Raw genomic sequence first — 20,189 nt, forward strand, 5'->3', positions numbered from 1 at the left:
TGGTGGCTCGGACGAGGGCTGCCGCGTGATCGGTGGCCGTCCTTCGCGTGCGTGTCCGGCCCCACAGCGCCCGGTCAGTAGGCCTGGTCCGTCAGTCGGCTCACCGCGTCCCGCACGGGCCCGACGCCGTCCTCGGCGCGGATGCGGGCGCCCAGTGCCTCGGCCCGCGCCCGGTATGCGGAGTGCCCGGTGGCTCGGACGAGGGTCGAGGCCAGTGTGTCGGACGTCAGTCGGCGCAAGGGCAGGGCGCGGGGTGCCACGCCCAGGCGGACCAGGCGTGCGGCCCAGAAGCCCTCGTCGAACTGGATCGGTACCGGCACGGCGGGAACCCCGGCCCGCAGGCCGGCCGCGGTCGTGCCCGCGCCCGCGTGGTGGACCACGGCGGCCATCCGGGGGAACAGCACGGAGTGGGGGACCTCGTCGACGGTCAGCATGTCGTCGCCGGTCGCGGTGAGCCCGGCCCAGCCCCGCTGGATGACCCCGCGCAGCCCGGCCGTGCGCAGGGCGCGTACGACGTCGGCGCTGAGTCGCTCCGGGTCGGGCACGGTCGCGCTGCCCAGCCCCACGTAGACCGGAGCGGGGCCGGCGTCGAGGAAGTCCCGTAGCCGGGACGGGAGTTGGGCGTCCTCGTCGTACGGCCACCAGTAGCCCGCCACATCCAGGCCCGCCCGCCAGTCGCGCGGCCGGGCGACCACCAGCGGGCTGAAGCCGTGGAACACCGGCCAGCGCTGCCGCTCCCGGGACCGCAGGGCCGCGCCGGGGCGGGTGCGGGGCAGGCCGAGGCGGCCGCGCACCTCCGGGACGGCGGCGGCGAAGACCTGCTCGACGGCCAGGTTCACGCCCATCCCGGCGGCCCGGTTGCCGACCGAGCCCCAGGAGCCGACGCCCAGTATCGGCGGCGCGAACTCCCGGGTGGGGGCGAGGGGTTGGAGATGGACGCCCAGGCTCGGCAGGGACAGGCCCTCGGCGACGGCGTGGCCCAGCGGGGCGAGGGGGGCGGCCAGGAGCAGCGCGTCGCTCGCCCGGGCCGCCGCCACCAGATCGTCGGTCATCCGCCCGGCCAGCGCCCGCGCCATCGCGACCACCCGCACCAGCTTTCCCACCCCGGTCGCGCTGCGGTGCAGGCCCCGCCCGCGCGAGGACTCCAGTTCCACCCTCGGGTCCACCGGCAGCGGGTGGAAGCGAAGCCCCGCCCGTGCCGCCAACGGCTCGAAGCGGGCGTGAGTGACCAGAGTGACCTCGTGTCCGGCCAGGGCGAGACCGTGTCCCAGCCCGGTGTACGGGGCCACGTCACCCCGGGATCCCGCCGTCATGATCGCTACGCGCACGAAGGTCAGTATGGCGCCGTCGCACCCTCCTCGGGGCGAACGACCCGACAGCACCGGCGACTTCACGCCTGCCGCTTCCGTTGACTTGGGCGGCCCGTGGCTCTACGTTCGGCCCGCACACCGTTCGGATCACCGGGCACAGTTCGGTATGTCGAACGTATGGTGTCGTTCCCCCCGTGAAGGAGCCGCATGTTTCCCCCACCGCCATCGACCGGCAGACGCCTCGTACGCCGTTGCAGAGCCGCCGCCGTACGCGCCCTGGTGCTCGCCCTGACCGCGACCGCCGCACTGCTCTTCGCCCAGCCCACCCCGGCACAGGCGGCGACGACCCGTCAGATACCGGTGGCGTCCGCGCCCATGGGCTGGGCCTCCTGGAACAGCTTCGCCGCGAAGATCGACTACAACGTGATCAAGAAGCAGGTCGACGCGTTCGTCGCGGCGGGCCTGCCGACGGCCGGGTACAAGTACATCAACATCGACGAGGGCTGGTGGCAGGGCACCCGGGACAGCGCCGGGAACATCACCATCGACGAGTCCGAGTGGCCCGGCGGCATGAAGGCCATCGCCGACTACATCCACGCCAAGGGCCTGAAGGCGGGCATCTACACCGACGCCGGCAAGGACGGCTGCGGCTACTACTACCCGACCGGCCGCCCCGCCGCCCCCGGCTCGGGCAGCGAGGGCCACTACGACCAGGACATGCTCCAGTTCTCCAAGTGGGGCTTCGACTTCGTCAAGGTCGACTGGTGCGGCGGCGACGCCGAGGGCCTCGACGCGAAGACCACGTACCAGGCCATCAGTGACGCGACCACCAAGGCCACGGCCACCACCGGCCGCCCGCTGACCCTGTCGCTGTGCAACTGGGGCAAGCAGAACCCGTGGAACTGGGCCCCCGGCCAGGGCGCGATGTGGCGGACCAACACCGACATCATCTTCTACGGCAACAAGCCGTCGATGACCAGCCTGCTGGCCAACTACGACGCCAACGCGCACCCCACTGCCCAGCACACCGGGTACTACAACGACCCGGACATGCTGATGGTCGGCATGGACGGCTTCACCGCCGCCCAGAACCGCACCCACATGAACCTGTGGGCCATCTCCGGCGCCCCGCTCCTGGCCGGCAACGACCTGTCCACCATGACCGCGGAGACCGCCGCGATCCTGAAGAACCCCGAGGTCGTCGGGGTCGACCAGGACACCCGCGGACTGCAGGGCGTCAAGGTCGCCGAGGACACCACCGGGGCGCAGGTCTACGGCAAGGTCCTGTCCGGCACCGGCAACCGCGCCGTCGTCCTGCTCAACCGCACCTCCGCCGCCAGGAACATCACCGTGCGCTGGTCCGACCTCGGCCTGACCAACGCCAACGCGACCGTCCGCGACCTGTGGGCGCGCGCCGATGTCGGCACGTCCGGCACGAGCTACACGGCCTCCGTCCCGGCCGGCGGCTCGGTGATGCTCACGGTCACCGGCGGCACCGAGGCGGCGAGCAGCACGTACACCGGCACGTCGAGCTTCACCGGCGTGGTCGCCGGGAGCACCGGCCTGAAGACCGTCGACGTCTCCTACACCAACAACACCTCCACCGCCCGCACGGCCACCCTCCAGGTCAACGGGCAGACCGCCACCAAGGTCTCCTTCCCGCCGACCGGATCGAGCCCGGGCACCATCTCCGTCGCGGCCTCCCTGTCCAAGGGTTCCGCCAACACGCTCGCCTTCTCGGGAGCGTCGGGCATCGACTCGATCACCGTGCGGCCCCTGCCCGGCGCCAATGGCACCCTGGCCGTCGGCAAGCAGTCCGGGCGCTGCCTCGACATCTACGACAGCACGATCACCAACGGCACCCAGGCCGAACTGTGGGACTGCAACGGCGGCCAGAACCAGTCCTGGACCTACACCTCCCGCAAGGAACTCGTGCTGTACGGCACCAAGTGCCTGGACGCCTACAACCTGGGCACCACCAACGGCACCAAGGTCGTCATCTGGGACTGCAACGGCCAGGCCAACCAGCAGTGGACCGTGGGCACCGACGGCACGCTCACCAACGTCCACGCCGGTCTCTGCCTCGACGCGAACAACAACGGCACGGCCAACGGGTCGCCACTCGTGCTCTGGTCGTGCAACGGCGCCGACAACCAGAAGTGGACGCTGACCTAGTGTCCCCGCCGGGCGAGACGCCCCAGCGGTAGGACCGCGGCCACAGCGGCGCCGCCCAGCAGGCTTCCGGCCGGCAGGCGGCGCCGCAGGCCCTGGTACGGCGTCAGGGCGGGAGACGTGAGGGAGTACGGCGCCCGGAGGCGCTGATCACCCGCCGCTCACGCTCCGAGCTGCCGGGCGGCGGCGGCCACGGTCTGCTCCAGGAGCGTGGCGATCGTCATCGGACCGACGCCGCCGGGCACCGGCGTGATCAACGAGGCACGCTCCACGGCCGAGTCGAAGTCGACGTCGCCGACGTTCCCGGGGTTGTAGCCGGCGTCGATCACGACGGCGCCGGGCTTCAGGTCCCGGCCGTGCACCAGGCGGGGGCGGCCCACCGCGGCGACCACGATGTCCGCCTCGCGGACGACCGTGGACAGGTCCCGGGTACGGGAGTGGCAGTACGTCACCGTGGCGTCGCGGGCGAGCAGCAGCATTCCGACCGGCTTGCCCAGGATCGCGCTGCGACCGACGACCACGGCCCGCCGGCCGGCCGGGTCGACGTCGTACTCGTCGAGCAGCCGCATGATCCCGCCGGGCGTGCAGGACACGAACCCGGGCAGGCCGAAACTCATCGTCGCGAAGGAGGCGAAGGTGACGCCGTCGACGTCCTTCTCCGGGGCGATCGCCTCGAACGCGGCCCGCTCGTCGATGTGCCCGCCCATCGGATGCTGCAGCAGGATGCCGTGCACACCGGGATCGTCCGAAAGGGCTCGTAGCGTGCCGACGAGTTCCTCGGTGGTGGTGGCAGCGGGCAGGGCCACGTGCCGCGACTCGACACCGGCCGTGCGACAGCGGTTCTGCTTCATCCGCACGTAGGTGACGGAGGCGGGGTCCTCGCCGACCAGCACGGTCGCCAGACAGGGCGGCTGCCCCGTGCGCCGGGTGAGGTCGGCCGCGTGCTTGGCGGTCTCCTCCACGGTCCGTCGGGCGAGCGCGGTGCCGTCCATGAGCCGGGCCTGGGGCATGATCCACTCCTGAGCTGAGTCGACGGGATCGCCCAGGCGCACGGCAGTTGTTCGCGGGCCGCTCCCCGGTGGTGCTCCACCTCAGCGCCAGTCACGGCCCGCGACCAGCCTAGGGCCTGTCGTTCGGACGACGCAGACGTGGGGTCCGCACGCACATCTGCCGCGTTGTCGTCGGCTGCTCAGGTCGGCCGGGAAGCACCGTTGCTGTCCTGCGGCCTGATCCGAACGACAGGCCCTGACCTGCGTCGGCTACTCGTCCCAGGCCTGGACCATGGTGTGCTCGACGATCTTCCCGTCCCGCAGCGACAGCATGGACTCGGCGAGGACGTGCACTCCGTCCGGGTACACGCAGGACTCGCTGAAGGCGACCCGGTCGCCCTGTGCCACGATCTGTTCCATCTTGTGCGTCATCTCGCGGCTGCAGAGTTCGTGGTACATGGCGGCGATCTCGTCATGGCCGTGCAGGACCATGGGATGACTGGGCTGGGTGTTGCGGTCCACGATCCGGATCTCGGCGTCGTCGGCGTAGAGCGACACCAGAGTCTCCTCCCTCGGCCCTTCGACGGCCTGGCGCAACGTTTCGGTGTCGAATCCGGAGCCTGTCGCGGTGCCCATGATGAACCTCCTTCGAAGGCCGCGGCCCGCCGGGGAGCGGGCCGCTCGGACCTCTCACTTAGAGACTCCTCCGCCCCGGCGGGCTCGGCAAGCGCAGTCCGCGTGCCGCGGCCGACGAGTGAGCGGCGCGCGGTGCCTGGGTCCGGGACCGGCCCGCCGGCACCGTGGGTCCCGCCGCCCGGGTCACCCGTGTCAGCCCGCGGTCGCCAGGAACTGTGTCGCCGCCAGCTCCGCGTACAGCGGGTCGGCGCCCACCAGTTCACGGTGGGTGCCCACCGCGCGAACCCGGCCCGCGTCCATCACCACGATCCGGTCCGCCATCGTCACCGTGGACAGCCGGTGCGCCACGACCAGGACCGTGGTCGTCCGGGCCACGTCGGCCACCGTGTCCCGCAGCGCCGCCTCGTTCACCGCGTCCAGCTGCGAGGTCGCCTCGTCGAGGAGCAGCAGCCGCGGGCGGCGCAACAGGGCGCGGGCGATGGCGACCCGCTGCCGCTCGCCACCCGACAGCTTGGTGCCGCGGTGTCCCACCAGGGTGTCCAGACCGCCCGGCAGCCGGTCCACCAGTCCGTCCAGCCGGGTCGTCCTCACCACCCGCGTGACCGTGTCGTCGTCCGCCTCCGGGTTGCCCAGCAGCAGGTTGTCCCGCAGCGAGCCCGACAGCACCGGAGCGTCCTGCTCCACGTAGCCGATCGCGGAACGGAGCCGGGACAGCTCCCACTCCTCGAGTGCGCGGCCGTCGAGGGTGATCGCGCCGGACTCGGGGTCGTAGAACCGCTCGATGAGCGAGAACACGGTGGTCTTGCCCGCGCCGGACGGGCCGACGAACGCCGTCATGCCCTGCGCGGGCACGTCGAAGGTCACCCCGTGGTGGACGTACGGCAGGTCATCGGCGTACCGGAAGCGGACGTCGGTGAAGGCGACGGCGGCCGGCCGCGCGCCGGGCGAGGGCAACGGCGCGGGCTGGACGGCCGGTTCGGCGGGCAGCCGCAACGCCTCCTGGATCCGGGCCAGCGCCGCGGCACCCGTCTGGTACTGCGTGATCGCGCCGACGACCTGCTGGATGGGCGACATGAGGTAGAACACGAACAACAGGAACGCCACCAGAGTGCCCACGTCGATCGCCCCGGTCGCCACCCGTGCGCCGCCGGCCGCGAGGACCGTGATGAAGGCGATCTGCATGGCCAGCCCCGCCGTGTTGCCGGCCGCGGCCGACCACTTGGCGGCCCGCACGCTCTGCCGCCACGACTCCTCGGCGGCCGCGTGCAACGTCTGCTCCTCACGGTGCTCGGCACCGGACGCCTTCACCGTGCGCAGCGCGCCGAGGATCCGTTCCAGCGAGGCCCCCATCACACCGACCGCGTCCTGCGCCTGCCGGCTCGCCCGGTTGATGTGCGGCACGATCACGCCGAGGATCGTGCCCGCGCCCAGGATCACCGCCATCGTGACCCCGAGCAGCACCGGATCCACCAGGCCCATCATGACCACCGTCGCGACGAGCGTGAGCCCGCCCGTGCCCAGGCCCACGAGCGAGTCGGTGGTGACCTCCCGCAGCAGGGTGGTGTCCGCGGTGATCCGAGCCATGAGGTCACCCGGCTCCGTGCGGTCCACGGCCGTGATGCGCAGCCGCAGCAGATACGAGGACAGGGCGCGCCGCGCGCCGAGCACCACCGACTCGGCGGTGCGCCGCAGCACGTACGAACCAAGCGCCCCCAGCGCCGTGTTGGCGACCACCAGCACCGACATGACGACCAACGTGCCGGTGATGGCCCGGTCGTGCGACAGGTCGTCGATCAACTCCCGTGCCACCAGCGGAAGCAGCAGCGCGGTGCCACCCGTGAGGAGCGACAGCGCCGCACCCGCCAGCAGCGCCCACCGGTGTGGCCGTACATATCCGAGGATCAGCCGCCACGCGGGCGGGTCGGTCTCGGTCTCTGCGTTGCTCACGGCGCTCCCTCGGGCCTGCGACGGGCGGAGCGTTCAGGCTACGTCGGCGCCGGGCACAGGTTCGCCGGTCCTGGCCATCGCCTGCGCGGGTGGCACGATCGGCCGGCGGCTCGTGATCCCACCCCGTTACTGATCAGTTGGCCGTAGGGTCGCGGCAAGGACGGACACGAGCCGACGGAAGGGGCCGACCTCATGGCGCAGGAAGTACGCGGCGTGATCGCACCGGGCAGGGACGAGCCGGTGCGGGTGGAGACGATCATCGTGCCGGATCCCGGGCCGGGTGAGGCCGTGGTGAAGGTGCAGGCCTGCGGGGTGTGCCACACGGACCTGCACTACAAGCAGGGTGGCATCAGCGACGACTTCCCGTTCCTGCTCGGGCACGAGGCCGCCGGCGTGGTGGAGTCGGTGGGGGAGGGGGTCGACGAGGTGGCGCCCGGGGACTTCGTGATCCTGAACTGGCGGGCGGTGTGCGGGAAGTGCCGCGCCTGTACGCGGGGGCGGCCGTGGTACTGCTTCGACACCCACAACGCCACGCAGAAGATGACGCTGGCCGCCACCGGGCAGGAGCTGTCGCCCGCGCTCGGGATCGGCGCGTTCGCGGACAAGACGCTGGTGGCGGCCGGGCAGTGCACCAAGGTGGACCCGTCGGTGGCACCGCAGGTGGCGGGACTGCTGGGGTGCGGGGTGATGGCCGGGATCGGCGCCGCGATCAACACCGGACAGGTCGGGCGGGGCGACTCGGTCGCGGTGATCGGCTGTGGCGGGGTGGGCGACGCGGCGATCGCGGGCGCGCGTCTCGCCGGCGCGGCACGGATCGTCGCGGTCGACATCGACGACCGCAAGCTGGAGACCGCCCGGGCCATGGGCGCCACCCACACGGTCAACTCCCGCGACACCGACCCGGTGGCGGCGATCCAGGAACTGACCGGCGGCTTCGGCGCGGACGTGGTGATCGAGGCGGTCGGCCGCCCGGAGACCTACCGGCAGGCCTTCTACGCCCGCGACCTGGCCGGCACCGTCGTCCTGGTCGGCGTGCCCACCCCGGAGATGAAACTCGAACTGCCGCTCCTTGACGTGTTCGGCCGGGGCGGCGCGCTGAAGTCGTCCTGGTACGGCGACTGCCTGCCCTCGCGTGACTTCCCGATGCTGATCGACCTGCATCTGCAAGGCCGCCTGGACCTGGGCGCGTTCGTCACCGAGACCATCCAACTCGACGAGGTGGAGAAGGCGTTCGAGCGGATGCATCAGGGGGACGTGCTGCGTTCGGTGGTGGTGCTGTGATGGCCGCCCGCGTCGAACACCTCGTCACCTCCGGCCACTTCACCCTCGACGGCGGCACCTGGGAGGTGGAGAACAACGTGTGGATCGTCGGCGACGACCACGAGGCACTCGTCATCGACGCCGCCCACGACGCGGACGCCATCGCCGAGGCCGTGGGCGGGCGTAGGCTCACCGCGATCGTGTGCACCCACGCCCACAACGACCACATCACCGCCGCCCCCGCCCTCGCCGACCGTACCGGCGCCCCCATCTGGCTGCACCCCGACGACCTGCCGCTGTGGAAGCAGACCCACCCCGACCGCGACCCCGACGCCTGGCTCGCCGACGGCCAGGTCATCGAGGCGGCCGGAGCCGACCTGCGGGTGCTGCACACCCCCGGGCACGCGCCGGGCGCGGTCTGCCTGTACGACCCGGGCCTGGCCACCGTCTTCACCGGTGACACGCTCTTCCAGGGCGGCCCGGGCGCCACCGGCCGCTCCTACTCGCACTTCCCCACGATCGTCACCTCGATCCGCGACCGCCTCCTCACCCTCCCGCCCGACACCAGGGTCCTCACCGGACACGGGGACTCCACCACCATCGGCGCGGAGGCTCCCCACCTCGACGAGTGGATCGCACGTGGCCACTGACGGACCCGGGAGCCACTGACGGACCGGAGCCCGCGCGCGGCCGGGTGACCTGACACGGAAGCCGGGTGACCCGTCCTGAAAAGGCGACAGAGGATGTCCGGCCTACCCCCGATGCTCGACACAACAGCCGGGCATCTGGGAGGCAAGACATGTCACAGCCACTGAAGGACAAGGTCGCGCTGGTCGCCGGAGCGACCCGGGGAGCCGGGCGCGGGATCGCCGTGGAGCTCGGAGCGGCCGGCGCGACCGTCTACGTCACCGGCCGTTCCACCCGCGCCCGCCGCTCCGAGTACGACCGCCCCGAGACCGTCGAGGACACCGCGGACCTCGTCACCGCGGCGGGCGGCCACGGCATCGCCGTACCGACCGACCACCTCGACCCCGCGCAGGTACGCGTGCTCGTCGACCGCATCGCCGACGAGCAGGGCCGCCTCGACATCCTCGTCAACGACATCTGGGGCGGGGAGAAGCTCTTCGCCTGGGACACCCCCGTCTGGGAGCACGACCTCGACAACGGCCTCAGGCTTCTGCGGCTCGCGGTGGAGACGCACGCGATCACCAGCCACCACGCACTGCCCCTGCTGCTGCGCAGCCCCGGCGGGCTGGTGGTCGAGATGACCGACGGCACCACCGAGTACAACCGCGACACCTACCGCGTCAACTTCTTCTACGACCTCGCCAAGACGTCCGTGCTCCGCATGGCCTTCGCCCTCGGCCACGAACTCGGCCCGCTCGGCGCCACCGCGGTGGCGCTGACGCCGGGCTGGCTGCGCTCGGAGATGATGCTCGAGAACTTCGGGGTGCGCGAGGACAACTGGCGCGACGCCCTCGACCAGGTCCCCCACTTCGCCATCTCCGAGACGCCGCGCTATGTGGGCCGCGCGGTCGCCGCCCTCGCCGCCGACCCCGACGTGGCGCGCTGGAACGGTTCCTCCCTCTCCAGCGGCGGCCTCGCCAAGGAGTACGGCTTCACCGACCTCGACGGCAGCCGCCCGGACGCCTGGCGGTACCTCGTCGAGGTGCAGGACGTCAACAAGCCCGCGGACACGACCGGTTACCGGTGAGAGTGTGGCCGGGAACGCGGAGATGGACGCGCGGTACTGCCCAGGTGATCGGCCCGGCGCTACCGTCGACCGCATGACGGACACCACGCGTTTCGAGGGGTACGGGGTTCTGGTCACGGGCGCCGCCCGCGGCATCGGCGCGGCGACCGTGCGGCGGTTCGCCGAGGAAGGGGCGCGGGTCCTGGTCACCGACGTGGACGCGCCCGCGGCCCGCACGACCGCGGCGGCGCTGTGCGACCTGGGGCTGAAGGCCGAAGCGGCGGGCTGCGACGTGGCGGACCGGGCCTCCGTCGAGGCGGCCGTGGCTCACGCGGTCGAGGCCTTCGGCCGGCTGGACGTCCTGGTCAACAACGCCTACAGCTGTGCCCCCGACGCCCCGCTCTTCGAGGAGGAGCCCGACGACGTGTGGGCACGCGACCTGGACGTCACCCTCACCGGCGCCTACCGCTGCGCCCGTGCCGCCCTCCCGCACCTGGCGGCCTCGGGGCGGGGCGCCGTCGTCAACATCGGTTCCGTCAACGGCCTCCAGGACTACGGCAACCACGCGTACAGCGCCGCCAAGGCGGGTCTGGGCTCGCTGACCCGCACCCTCGCCGGTCATGCCGCCGCGCGCGGGGTCCGGGTCAACCTGGTGGCTCCGGGTACCGTCCGGACGACGCCCTGGGAGGACCGGGAGGGCGACCTGGAAGCGGTGCGCGGGCTGTATCCGCTCGGCCGGGTCGGCGAACCGGAGGACATCGCGGCGGCGATCGCCTTCCTGGCCTCGCCCGACGCGTCCTGGATCACCGGCACCACGCTCACCGTCGACGGCGGCCTCACCGCGGTCAACACGGGCTTCCGCGCTGCGGTCACCCGACCCGGACACCCCTGACCGCCTCCAACACCCTCGCGACCGTGTCGAATGTCACCGTTTCGTCGCAGCCAGAGCCGCCCTACAACCGTATGCTCCGGGCACCGGTCTAGCTGGCACAGATCGCAGGACCGTATGAAGGGGAAGGCCATGGGGGACATACGCAGACGGGGAGCCGTCGTACTCGGTATCACCGCACTGGTGGCACCGCTCACGCTCGCGCTGGGCACCGCGCCCGCGCAGGCCGCGAGCTGTACCACGCAGAGCGGGCCATACCAGAAGAAAGTGGAGAAGTTCCTCGGCCGGCCGGTCGACGGCCAGCAGTCCGCCGCCGACTGCAAGGCCATCCAGGCCTTCCAGACCAAGCACGGCATCACACCGAACGCCGGGTACGCGGGTTCCGTCACCTGGGGCGTGATGGACCTGATGAACAAGCAGAAGGCCGTCGGGAACAATCCCAACAAGGACGGCAAGTGCCCGGTCAACAAGGGCCGCATCGCCTGCGTGAACCTGACCCTCCAGCTGAGCTGGATACAGGACGGCAAGACGCTCGTCTACGGCCCGGTACCGGTGCGCACGGGCCGCGACGGCTACGAGACCCGCACCGGTCTGAAGAAGATCTACTGGCGGGACATCGACCACGTCTCCAGCATCTACAACGTGCCGATGCCCTACAGCCAGTTCTTCGACGGCGGTCAGGCCTTCCACTCGGTGGGTCTCAGCATGTGGAACCCGCCGGGTTCGCACGGCTGCGTCAACATGACCAGGACCACCGCCAAGAAGTACTGGTCGCTCCTGAAGAACGGCGACGACGTCTTCGTGTACGGCCGCAAGCCGGGCACCTGATCCGGTACCCGGCCCGCTCCGCTACCAGGGCGCGTCTACTGGGGCGCGTCCCCGAAGTCCGGGATCTCCAGCCTGGCTCCGCCCTGCAGCGCCGAGTCGTGCGCGACGATGCCGGGCAGGGTGTAGCGCGCGGCCACCCACGCGTTCACCGACGGCAGCGAGCGTGTGTTGACGGCGGTCACGAAGTCGTCGACGAGGAAGTGGTGGCTGCCCTCGTGACCGTTGTGCAGGTTGTCGAACTCCCGGGGCAGTCGCGACCGGTCGTGCACCGGCGCCGAGCCCGAGGTGAACGCGGCCCGCAGTTCCGGCGCGATGTGCTGGAGCGACGGATCGTCGGGGGACATGGTGGGCTTGGGCTCCAGCAGCTCGCTGATGTCCTTGACCCCCTTCTTGTCCTGCCACAGCGCGAACGTGGCGAGCTGCTCCATGCTTCCCTCCGTCCCGAAGAACCGGAAACGGGACTCCCTGATGTGCGAGGGGTAGCCGACCCGCCGGAACTCGTTCGTACGGAACGACCCGCCGCCGGCCACCTCGAACAGCGCGCTCGCGTTGGAGAAGTCGTTGCCGAACTGGCTGACCTCCTTGTCGAACACCCCGTCCCCGCGGTCGTCGACCACCCCTATCGCCGACACGCTCACCGCGTGCGTCTGCCAGGCGCCCAGCACCCCGCCCACCGAGTGCGTCGGGTACAGCAGCGGCGGATAGCTTGCCGTCGCCTTCCAGTTCTCGCCGCCGCTGTACTGGTAGGCCTCGTAGAACCCCAGGTCCATGTCGTGGACGTAGTCGCCCTCGGCGTAGAAGAGCCGCCCGAAGGAGCCCTGAGCGATCTGGTTGCGGGCGTGCACAGTCGCCGGGTTGTACTGGCTGGTCTCGCCCATCATGTAGGTCAGCCCGGTCGCCTTGACCGAGTCGATGATCGCCGCGATCTCGTCGGCGGTGATCGCCATCGGGACGGCGGAGTAGACGTGTTTGCCGGCGTTCAGGCCCTGGAGCACCAGCGGGCCGTGGGTCCAGCGCTGGGTGAAGATCGCGACCGCGTCGACGGCCTCCGACTCCAGCATGGCCTGGTACGACGAGAAGGTGCCCGCGAGGCCTTCGGCGGCGGCGAGCTGCTCGGCCCGCTCGGGCAGCAGGTCGGTGACGTAGACGTCGCTGACGCCGGGATGTGCCAGGAACAGCTTGGCGAACTGGCCCGAGAACTGTCCGGCGCCGACGATGCCGAGGGAGAACGTCATATGTGCCGTGCCCTTCAAAGGTGGTGTCACTGATCGGTTCACTGGTCGAGGATCAGATTGATCTGGTCGTTGGTCTGGTCGAGGCTGCTCGGGGACTTGCCGTTGCCGAAGACGTCCTGCATGGCCGGGTGCATCAACGCGAACACGTCGGCCGCGTTGTTGGTGATCGGGAAGGAGAAGGTCGCGGAGTCCTTCTTGTCGGCGACCGGCTTCGTGAAGGCCGTGACGTCGATGCCCTTCTTCTTGTACGCGGCCACCGCGGCCTTCGTGCCGTCGGGCGTGGCCGGGAAGACGATGCCGTAGCCGCCGACGGTCTTCTGGCACGCGTCCGACGACAGGTACTTCACCCACTTCAGGGCGCCCTGCTTGTTGGGAGCGTTCTTGGTGACGGAGTCGGCCAGGCCGTTCATCATCGTGGCGCGCTTGCCGGTGGGGCCGACGGGGGTGAGGGCGGTGCCGACCTTCAGGTCCTTGACGGCGTAGTACGTGGAGATCATCCAGGCGCCGTCGAAGGCTGCCGCCGCCTTGCCCCCGGCGACCTGCGCGTTCACCGGATTGGCGCCGGCGCTGTAATCCGTGAGAGGGGCCATGTAGCCCTTCTTCGCAAGGCCGAAGTACCACTTGATCACGGACTGGAAGGTCTTGCTGTCGTACTGGTACTTGGTGCCCCACCGCTTCTTGTCGGTGTAGGTCCAGCCCGCGGAGGCGGCGAAGTTGCTCCAGGTCGTCTGGCCGTCGCCGTCCCCCGCGCCGGCCGTCGCGAGGCCGTACACCTTGACGTTGTGCTTGTCGAAGCCCGGTTCGTCGCCGCGCTTGCCGTTCCTGTCGACGGTGAGATGGGCGATGGCCTTCTCGAAGGTGCCGCCGTCCTTCGGGTTCCAGGAGAGGGCGTTCAGCTCCTGCGCCGTGAGCCCCGCGGTCTTGACCATCTTCTGGTTGTAGAAGAGGGCGACGGTGTCCCAGTCCTTGGGAGCGCCGTAGCGGTGCCCGTCCTGGCCGCTCCAGTTGGCGGCGAGCCCGGGCTGGTAGGCCGAGTCGTCGATGCCCAGGTCGTCGAGCGGTTCGAGCACCTTGAGGTCGGCGAACTGGCCGAACTTCTGGATGTGGTCGGTGAAGACGTCCGGCTGGGTGCCGGCGATGAAGCTCGCGGTGAGCTTGGTCCAGTAGTCGTCCCAGCCCAGCTGCGTGATATTCACCTTCAGCCCCGGGTTCTCCTTCTCGAAGCCCTTCGCGCAGGCCTGGTAGGCGGGCAGCTGGTTGGCGTCCCACAGCCAGTACGACACCGTGTTCGCGGACGATCCCGCGCCGCCCCCCTTGGCGCAGCCGGCCGTCAGGGACAGCGCCAGCGCTCCGGTCAGTGCCACGACCGTACGAATTCGCATGACAGTCCCCTTACTTGATTCCGGTGAAGCTGATGGAACTGACGATGCGGCGCGCGAAGACGCCGAAGAGCACCACCATGGGCAGCGCGGCGATGAGCGTGGCCGCCATCAGGCCGGACCAGTCGTAGCCGGTCTGCGGCGTCTGCGCGCGGAAGATGGCCAGCGCCACCGTGAGCACCCGCGAGCTGTCGCTGTAGGACACCATCAGCGGCCAGAAGTAGTCGTTCCAGGAGGTGATGTACGTCAGGACGCCCAGCGTGAGGATGGGGGTGGACGCCATCGGCAGCATCACCCGGAAGAAGATCCGGATCTTTCCGGCGCCGTCGAGCAGGGCCGCCTCCTCGACCTCGCGGGGCACGTTCATGAAGAACTGCCGCAGGAAGAACACCGCGAACGGCGTCATGAACATCGTCGGCAACGAGATGCCCAACAGGGTGTCCACCAGGCCGAGTTGTTTGATGAGCACGAAGTTCGGGAGCAGGGTGAAGATCGCGGGCACCATCAGCCCGGCGAGGAACAGCCCGAACATCCTTTCCCGGCCGCGCCACCGCAGGCGCGCGAAGGCGTACGCGGCCATGGCGGAGAAGAAGATCTGGCAGACGGTGATCAGGGTGGACACGAACACCGAGTTGATCAGATAGCGCCAGAACTTCAGACCGCCGCCCGCGCCGCCCTGGGCTATCGCCTCCTCGGTGGACTGCAGACCCAGGGCCCGCTCGAAGCCACCGGTCGTCAGGTCCACGGGCAGGGGATCGCCCGGGTGTGCGGCGAGCGCGGTGTTGGTGGACAGCGCGGTGCGCAGGATCCAGTAGAACGGCAGCAGGGTGATGAGCACGATCGAGGCCATCACCACCCAGGCCATGATCCGGCCGAAGGAAGGCCGGCGCCTGGTGGGCCGTACAGTCGTCGTGGTTGCCACGGTAGCCATGTCGGTGTCTCCTTGCCCGTCAGCCGAGGTCGGTCTGGCCGGCTCGGGTGAGCCGGTACTGGACGAAGGTGATCGCGCTCAGCACGACCAGCAGGGCGACGGACATCGCCGAGGCGTAGCCGAACTGGAACCGACCGAAGGCGGCGCCGTAGATGTAGTACTGGAGCACGTTGGTGGCGTTCGCCGGTCCGCCCAGGGTCGTCACCGCGACCGTGTCGAACACCTGGAACGAACCGATCACCGTCATGATCAGCACCACCGCGAGGACCGGTCGCAGCAGCGGCATGGTGATCCGCCAGAACATCCGCCACTCGCTCGCGCCGTCCACCTTGGCGGCCTCGTACATGTCGCTCGGGATGGCCTGGAGCCCGGCGAACAGCAGCAGCGCGGTGTAGCCGACGTGCCGCCACACATTGATCAGAGCGATGGTCGGGATCGCCCAGGTGTCGTCCGAGAGGAAGGGGATCCGGTCGAATCCGAGCCCCGAGATGATCTCGTTGCCGATACCGAGCTGGGTGTCCAGGATCCAGAGCCAGACGATGCCGGCGACGACGTTCGCCATCAGATACGGCGTGAGCACGATCCCGCGCAGCAGCGCCGACTGCGTCAGCCGCTGGAGCAGGACGGCGATGGCGAGCGCCGAGACCGTCTGCACCCCGATGTTGATCAGCACGTACTCGACGGTGACCTTGAGCGAGTCCCAGAAGATCGGGTCGTTCACCATGCGCACGTAGTTGTCGAGGCCCACCCACTCGGGCGGTGTGAGCAGGTTGTAGCGCGTGAAGCTCAGGTAGATGCCCCGCAGCGTCGGCCAGAGCAGGAAGACCACGAAGCCCAGCAGGGCCGGCGCGATGAATACCGCGGCCAGCCGTCCGTCACCCCGGCTCTCCCCGGCCCGCGCCCGTTTGGTCCTCGGCTTGGCCCGTGCGCCCTCGGCGTCGCCCAGGGGCAGACGCGATGGAGGGCTACTGGAGGCGATGGTCATCGGGAGACTCCCTTGTCCGCGGCGGCTCGTCCTCGGGCACTTACTTTTGCGGCGGAAGAATCCATACGTCAAGGGCTGGGTGAACATCTTTTCCAGGACGCCTGATCGGGCCTAGACTGGCCACGTTGTTTCCATGACGAAATAAATGAGCCGAGGGGAGACTGACCTTCATGACCGCAGGTACCGCCAGCTGGCTACCGCTGAGCGCCGGGGAGCGCTCGGTGGCGATCGAGGTGCTCGTCCACGGCCCGCTGTCGCGCACCGAACTCGCGCGCCGACTGGACCTCTCCCCGGGAAGCCTGACCCGGCTGACCAAGCCGCTGATCGAGTCGGGCCTGCTGATCGAGGCCCCCGAGGCCGGGTCCCAGGCCGAGGCTCGCCAGGGACGCCCCTCGCAGCCCCTCGACGTCGTCGCCGAGTCCCGCTTCTTCATCGGCTTCAAGATCACCGAGGACATGGTCTACGGCGTGGTCACCACCCTCAGGAGCGACATCGTCGCCCGCCATGACCGCCCGCTCACCACCCACGACCCCGCCCGGGTCGTCGATCTGCTCGCCGAGATGACCGACGAACTCGCCCGCGAGCACCCCCGGCTCGCCGGGATCGGTATCGGCGTCGGCGGTCTGGTGCAGGACCGGTCCGTGGTGGGGGAGTCGGCGTTCCTGAACTGGCACGAGATCCCGCTGGCTGCCCTCGTCAAGGAGCGCACCGGCCTTCCGGTGGTCGTCGAGAACGACGTCGCCGCCCTCGTCGAGGCCGAGACCTGGTTCGGCGCCGGCCGGGACCTCGACCGCTTCGTGGTCCTCACCATCGGCGCCGGCATCGGCTACGGCCTCGTCCTCAGCGGTACCCGCGTGCCCTATGCCGAGGAGGACCGCGGCTTCGGCCGCCACTGGATCATCAACCCCAACGGCCCGCTCACGCCCGAGGGCGAACGCGGCAGTGCCGTCTCCCTGCTCACCATCCCCAACATCCGCTACCAGGTACGGGCCGCCACCGGCCGCGACCACACCTACGAGGAGATCCTCGCCCTCGCCGCAGCCGGAGAGCTCATGCCCGCCCAGGTCATCGACGAGGCGGCACGCGCCCTCGGTGTCCTGGTGGCCCAGATCGCCAACTTCGTCCTGCCGCAGAAGATCCTGCTCGCCGGGGAGGGCGTCGGCCTGATGGACGTGGCCGGCAAGGTGGTGGAGGACACGGTCCGGGCCAACCGGCATCCGCTGGCCGCCCCGGTCGGCCTGGAGACCAAGGTGTCCGACTTTCACGACTGGGCCCGTGGCGCGGCGGTGTTGGCGATCCAGGTGCTGGTGCTGGGCCCGGTGGCGGCCTGAAGTCCGGGGCGGGGGTTGGCAGATGGGCGTGATCAGTGACACGATCCCAAATGTCCGGATAGCTCGTGATTACTCACATCGCCTTCACCTCCGGATCCGTATGCTTCACATCATGTCCACCAGTGTTGAACCCGCTACCGAACGATCGGCTGACGCGGTCAACGAGGAGATCAGGGCCCTATGGCTCCGGTCGGGCGGGACACTGACGGGCGAGCAGCGTGAGGAATATCGGCGCCTCGTCCTTGAGTGGGCCACCGCGGCCCCCCAGCCGGTGAAGGCGGCCTGAACACCGCCTCCGACGCCGCCTGAGGCTCCTGTCTGAGGCCACCGCCGGGTATGGGTCCCTGTTCCAAGGGCACCCCTGACCGAATGGGCCCTCTCCTCGCTCTGGCCTCGGCCGTCACCTACGGCATCGTAGACTTCGGCGGCGGCCTGCTGTCCCGCCGTGTCCACTTCGCCGCCGTCACCTTCCTCGGCCAACTGGGCGGCCTCGTGCTCGCCTGCGTGGCCGCGCTGCTGCTGCCCGCCGACTCCGTCCGCTCGGTGGACCTCCTCTGGGGCGCGCTCTCCGGCGTCGGCAGCGCCAGCGCCATGCACTTCCTCAACCGCGGCCTGAGCCACGGGGCGATGAGCGTCGTGGTGCCCGTGAGCGCGGTCACCGGCGTCGCCCTGTCCGTGCTGTGCGGGGTGCTCCTCGGTGACCGGCCCGAATTCCTGGCCTGGGTGGGCATCGCCGTCACGGTGCCCGCGCTCTGGCTGGTCTCCGGCGGCATGGACAGCGGGGCCGTCGGGAGCGTCGGGAGCGGAGCGGCGGACGGCCTGCTGGCCAGCGTCGGTGTCGGCGTGCAGTACATCGCCCTCGCCCAGGCGGGCGCGTCCAGCGGACTGTGGCCGGTGGCGGCGGGCCGGGTCGCCGCCGTCCTCGTCCTGCTGCCAGGCGCAGCCCGCCACGCCGGGCGCCTGAGGATGACACCGGCGTCGCTGGTGCAGGCGCTGCTGGTCGGGGCGGGGGCCGCCCTCGGACTCGTCCTGTATCTGCTCGCCGCCCAGCGGCAGATGCTGGCCGTCGCCGTGGTCCTGGCCTCCCTGTACCCGGCCCTCCCGGTCGTCCTCGGACTCGCCCTGCTGCACGAGAAGATCACCCCCCGACAGACCGCCGGCCTGCTGGGAGCCGCCGCGGCCACCGTCCTGCTGACCATCGGATGATGCCTCACCCGCCGTGGCGGAGGTCAGTTCCATGTGGCCGAGTAGTACTGCCGGTACGCCTTGCGGTCCTGCTCGGAGCGGATGTACCGGGTGGCCGCCAGTGCGACCAGGCTGCCCGCGATGAGCAGCAGTCCCGGTCCCACGTTCCTGCTGTCCGTGAGCCGGGACAGCAGCGGCTCGTCGGTCGTGCCTCCCGCCACCGGGGTCGACGAGCCGGGCGAGGTCGAACCGGCCGCGCCCTGCGCCCCCGAGGCGGTCGGCGCCGGAGAGCCCGAGCCGGCGGCCGGTGTCGCCACGAGCAACTTGACGTCGAGATCCGCCAGCGCCTTCGTCACCGGCTCGAAGAACGTCGTACCGCCGCTCGTGCAGTCGCCGCTGCCGCCCGAGGTCAGCCCGAGCGCGATCCCCTCGGAGAACATCGGGCCGCCGCTGTCCCCGGGTTCGGCGCACACGTTCGTCTCGATCAGGCCGGTGACGGTGCCCTCGGGATAGTTCACCGTCGCGTTCAGCGCCGTCACCTCACCGTCCCGCAGCCCGCTCGTGCTGCCGCTGCGGAACACCCGCTGGCCGACCGTCGCATCGGCGGCGCCCGTGATCTGCACCCCCTTGCCGTCCCCGACGGACACCACCGCGGAGCCGTCGCCCGCCTTCCCGTCGGCGTACTGCACCAGGGAGAAGTCGTTGCCCGGGAAGCTCTGGGTGACCGTCTTGCCCACCCGCTGGGTGGCCTTGGAGTCCTCGAACCAGATGGAGCCGGTGGGGCCGCAGTGCCCGGCGGTGAGGATGAAGTCGCTCTGCCCGTTGGTCACGTTGAAGCCCGCCGAACAGCGTCCGCCCGTCGACAGGATCGCCTGCGCGCCGTTGACCCGGGGCGTGAAGGTGCCCTCGGTGCGTTCCATACGGACGAAGCTGCCGATGCCGCTCGCCATCCGTGTCATCCGCGACCAGTCGTCGGACGACACCGTGCTGTCCCCCCGTACCACGATCTGGTTGGTCCGGTAGTCCATCGCCCACGCCGTGCCCGCCACCCTGGGGGCCGAACGCAGCGTCGTGGTCGCCGACTTGAGCTCGTTCATGCTGTGCGACACGACCTTCGCCTTGGCGCCCGCCTTCTGGACTTCGGCCGCCGCGTCCTTGTCGGTGACCGCGACCACCGGTCGGCCGTCGTAGCCGATCCAGGTGCCCGCCGTACGGGACGGACCGAGCCGTGAGACGAGACCCGTACCCATGTCCCCGGCCTTTTGCGCGTAGGTCCGCGGAACGCTGGTGGCGGGAGTCTCACTGGCCATGGCCCGCGTGACCATGGTCCCTCCCAGGAGGAGTCCGCCGACTGCCGCCAGCCGTGTCACTCGCCGGACGACCCGTCGTCGTGCGTGCCTCATGCATGGCTCCCGAACC

18 protein-coding genes and 1 riboswitch are annotated in these 20,189 nt (G+C 70.4%); of the genes, 9 read left to right on the forward strand and 9 right to left on the reverse strand.

What is annotated here, in order from left to right:
- Nucleotides 1–74 precede the first annotated feature (74 nt).
- Nucleotides 75–1,313: a glycosyltransferase gene (locus AB0H86_RS12375; RefSeq protein ID WP_362436480.1), complete on the reverse strand. Its 1,239-nt coding sequence runs from the start codon at nt 1,311–1,313 to the stop codon at nt 75–77.
- Nucleotides 1,314–1,517: 204 nt separating this feature from the next.
- Here AB0H86_RS12375 and AB0H86_RS12380 point away from each other — a divergent pair, with 204 nt between their 5' ends.
- Nucleotides 1,518–3,485 carry a ricin-type beta-trefoil lectin domain protein gene (locus AB0H86_RS12380; protein ID WP_362436277.1) on the forward strand — a complete coding sequence of 656 codons (1,968 nt, stop codon included), beginning with the start codon at nt 1,518–1,520 and terminating at the stop codon, nt 3,483–3,485.
- 158 nt (nt 3,486–3,643) lie between these two features.
- Here AB0H86_RS12380 and AB0H86_RS12385 read toward each other — a convergent pair whose 3' ends face one another.
- From AB0H86_RS12385 to AB0H86_RS12395, 3 genes are all read right to left on the reverse strand, one after another.
- A complete protein-coding gene (locus AB0H86_RS12385) occupies nt 3,644–4,492 on the reverse strand; it encodes a bifunctional 5,10-methylenetetrahydrofolate dehydrogenase/5,10-methenyltetrahydrofolate cyclohydrolase (protein ID WP_362436279.1) in 849 nt (282 codons plus the stop codon).
- 23 nt (nt 4,493–4,515) lie between these two features.
- Nucleotides 4,516–4,597: riboswitch (ZMP/ZTP riboswitch) on the reverse strand.
- A gap of 144 nt (nt 4,598–4,741) precedes the next feature.
- A complete protein-coding gene (locus AB0H86_RS12390; protein ID WP_362436281.1) occupies nt 4,742–5,107 on the reverse strand; it encodes a nuclear transport factor 2 family protein in 366 nt (121 codons plus the stop codon).
- A 192-nt stretch (nt 5,108–5,299) separates the two neighbouring features.
- On the reverse strand, nt 5,300–7,054 hold the full coding sequence (locus AB0H86_RS12395; protein ID WP_362436283.1) for an ABC transporter ATP-binding protein: 1,755 nt from the start codon (nt 7,052–7,054) through the stop codon (nt 5,300–5,302).
- A gap of 192 nt (nt 7,055–7,246) precedes the next feature.
- On the opposite strand from AB0H86_RS12395, the gene AB0H86_RS12400 reads away from it, so the two are divergent.
- From AB0H86_RS12400 to AB0H86_RS12420, 5 genes are all read left to right on the forward strand, one after another.
- Nucleotides 7,247–8,335, forward strand: coding sequence for an S-(hydroxymethyl)mycothiol dehydrogenase (locus AB0H86_RS12400; protein ID WP_362436285.1), 1,089 nt, complete (start codon nt 7,247–7,249; stop codon nt 8,333–8,335).
- Entirely contained in the window at nt 8,335–8,964 is a 630-nt protein-coding gene (locus AB0H86_RS12405; protein WP_362436287.1) for an MBL fold metallo-hydrolase, read from the forward strand. Before AB0H86_RS12400 ends, AB0H86_RS12405 begins: the two co-directional genes overlap by 1 nt.
- 149 nt (nt 8,965–9,113) lie before the next feature.
- Complete coding sequence (locus AB0H86_RS12410; protein ID WP_362436289.1) at nt 9,114–10,028, forward strand: SDR family oxidoreductase; 915 nt, start codon at nt 9,114–9,116, stop codon at nt 10,026–10,028.
- A gap of 73 nt (nt 10,029–10,101) precedes the next feature.
- A complete protein-coding gene (locus AB0H86_RS12415; protein ID WP_362436291.1) occupies nt 10,102–10,899 on the forward strand; it encodes an SDR family NAD(P)-dependent oxidoreductase in 798 nt (265 codons plus the stop codon).
- A gap of 129 nt (nt 10,900–11,028) precedes the next feature.
- Entirely contained in the window at nt 11,029–11,724 is a 696-nt protein-coding gene (locus tag AB0H86_RS12420; protein ID WP_362436293.1) for a L,D-transpeptidase, read from the forward strand.
- Between the two features lie 35 nt (nt 11,725–11,759).
- Here the strand turns inward: AB0H86_RS12420 and AB0H86_RS12425 are convergent, their stop codons facing one another.
- The 4 genes from AB0H86_RS12425 to AB0H86_RS12440 are packed head-to-tail and all read right to left on the reverse strand — an operon-like array spanning nt 11,760 to nt 16,254.
- Nucleotides 11,760–12,959, reverse strand: coding sequence for a Gfo/Idh/MocA family oxidoreductase (locus AB0H86_RS12425; RefSeq protein ID WP_362436295.1), 1,200 nt, complete (start codon nt 12,957–12,959; stop codon nt 11,760–11,762).
- Nucleotides 12,960–12,997: 38 nt separating this feature from the next.
- Entirely contained in the window at nt 12,998–14,341 is a 1,344-nt protein-coding gene (locus AB0H86_RS12430) for a sugar ABC transporter substrate-binding protein (protein ID WP_362436297.1), read from the reverse strand.
- A 10-nt stretch (nt 14,342–14,351) separates the two neighbouring features.
- Complete coding sequence (locus AB0H86_RS12435; RefSeq protein WP_362436299.1) at nt 14,352–15,269, reverse strand: carbohydrate ABC transporter permease; 918 nt, start codon at nt 15,267–15,269, stop codon at nt 14,352–14,354.
- A 19-nt stretch (nt 15,270–15,288) separates the two neighbouring features.
- Complete coding sequence (locus AB0H86_RS12440; protein WP_362436301.1) at nt 15,289–16,254, reverse strand: sugar ABC transporter permease; 966 nt, start codon at nt 16,252–16,254, stop codon at nt 15,289–15,291.
- 170 nt (nt 16,255–16,424) lie between these two features.
- On the opposite strand from AB0H86_RS12440, the gene AB0H86_RS12445 reads away from it, so the two are divergent.
- From AB0H86_RS12445 to AB0H86_RS12455, 3 genes are all read left to right on the forward strand, one after another.
- Entirely contained in the window at nt 16,425–17,585 is a 1,161-nt protein-coding gene (locus tag AB0H86_RS12445; protein WP_362436303.1) for an ROK family transcriptional regulator, read from the forward strand.
- A 100-nt stretch (nt 17,586–17,685) separates the two neighbouring features.
- Nucleotides 17,686–17,871 carry a hypothetical protein gene (locus tag AB0H86_RS12450; RefSeq protein WP_362436305.1) on the forward strand — a complete coding sequence of 62 codons (186 nt, stop codon included), beginning with the start codon at nt 17,686–17,688 and terminating at the stop codon, nt 17,869–17,871.
- Between the two features lie 83 nt (nt 17,872–17,954).
- The gene (locus AB0H86_RS12455; protein ID WP_362436307.1) at nt 17,955–18,791 is read left to right on the forward strand and encodes an EamA family transporter; all 837 of its coding nucleotides are present in this window, start codon (nt 17,955–17,957) and stop codon (nt 18,789–18,791) included.
- A 23-nt stretch (nt 18,792–18,814) separates the two neighbouring features.
- Here AB0H86_RS12455 and AB0H86_RS12460 read toward each other — a convergent pair whose 3' ends face one another.
- Nucleotides 18,815–20,173, reverse strand: a complete 1,359-nt coding sequence (locus AB0H86_RS12460) for a S1 family peptidase (protein ID WP_362436309.1) — start codon at nt 20,171–20,173, stop codon at nt 18,815–18,817.
- Nucleotides 20,174–20,189 lie beyond the last annotated feature (16 nt).

The organism is Streptomyces sp. NPDC050997, from assembly GCF_040660135.1.
Classification (GTDB): domain Bacteria; phylum Actinomycetota; class Actinomycetes; order Streptomycetales; family Streptomycetaceae; genus Streptomyces.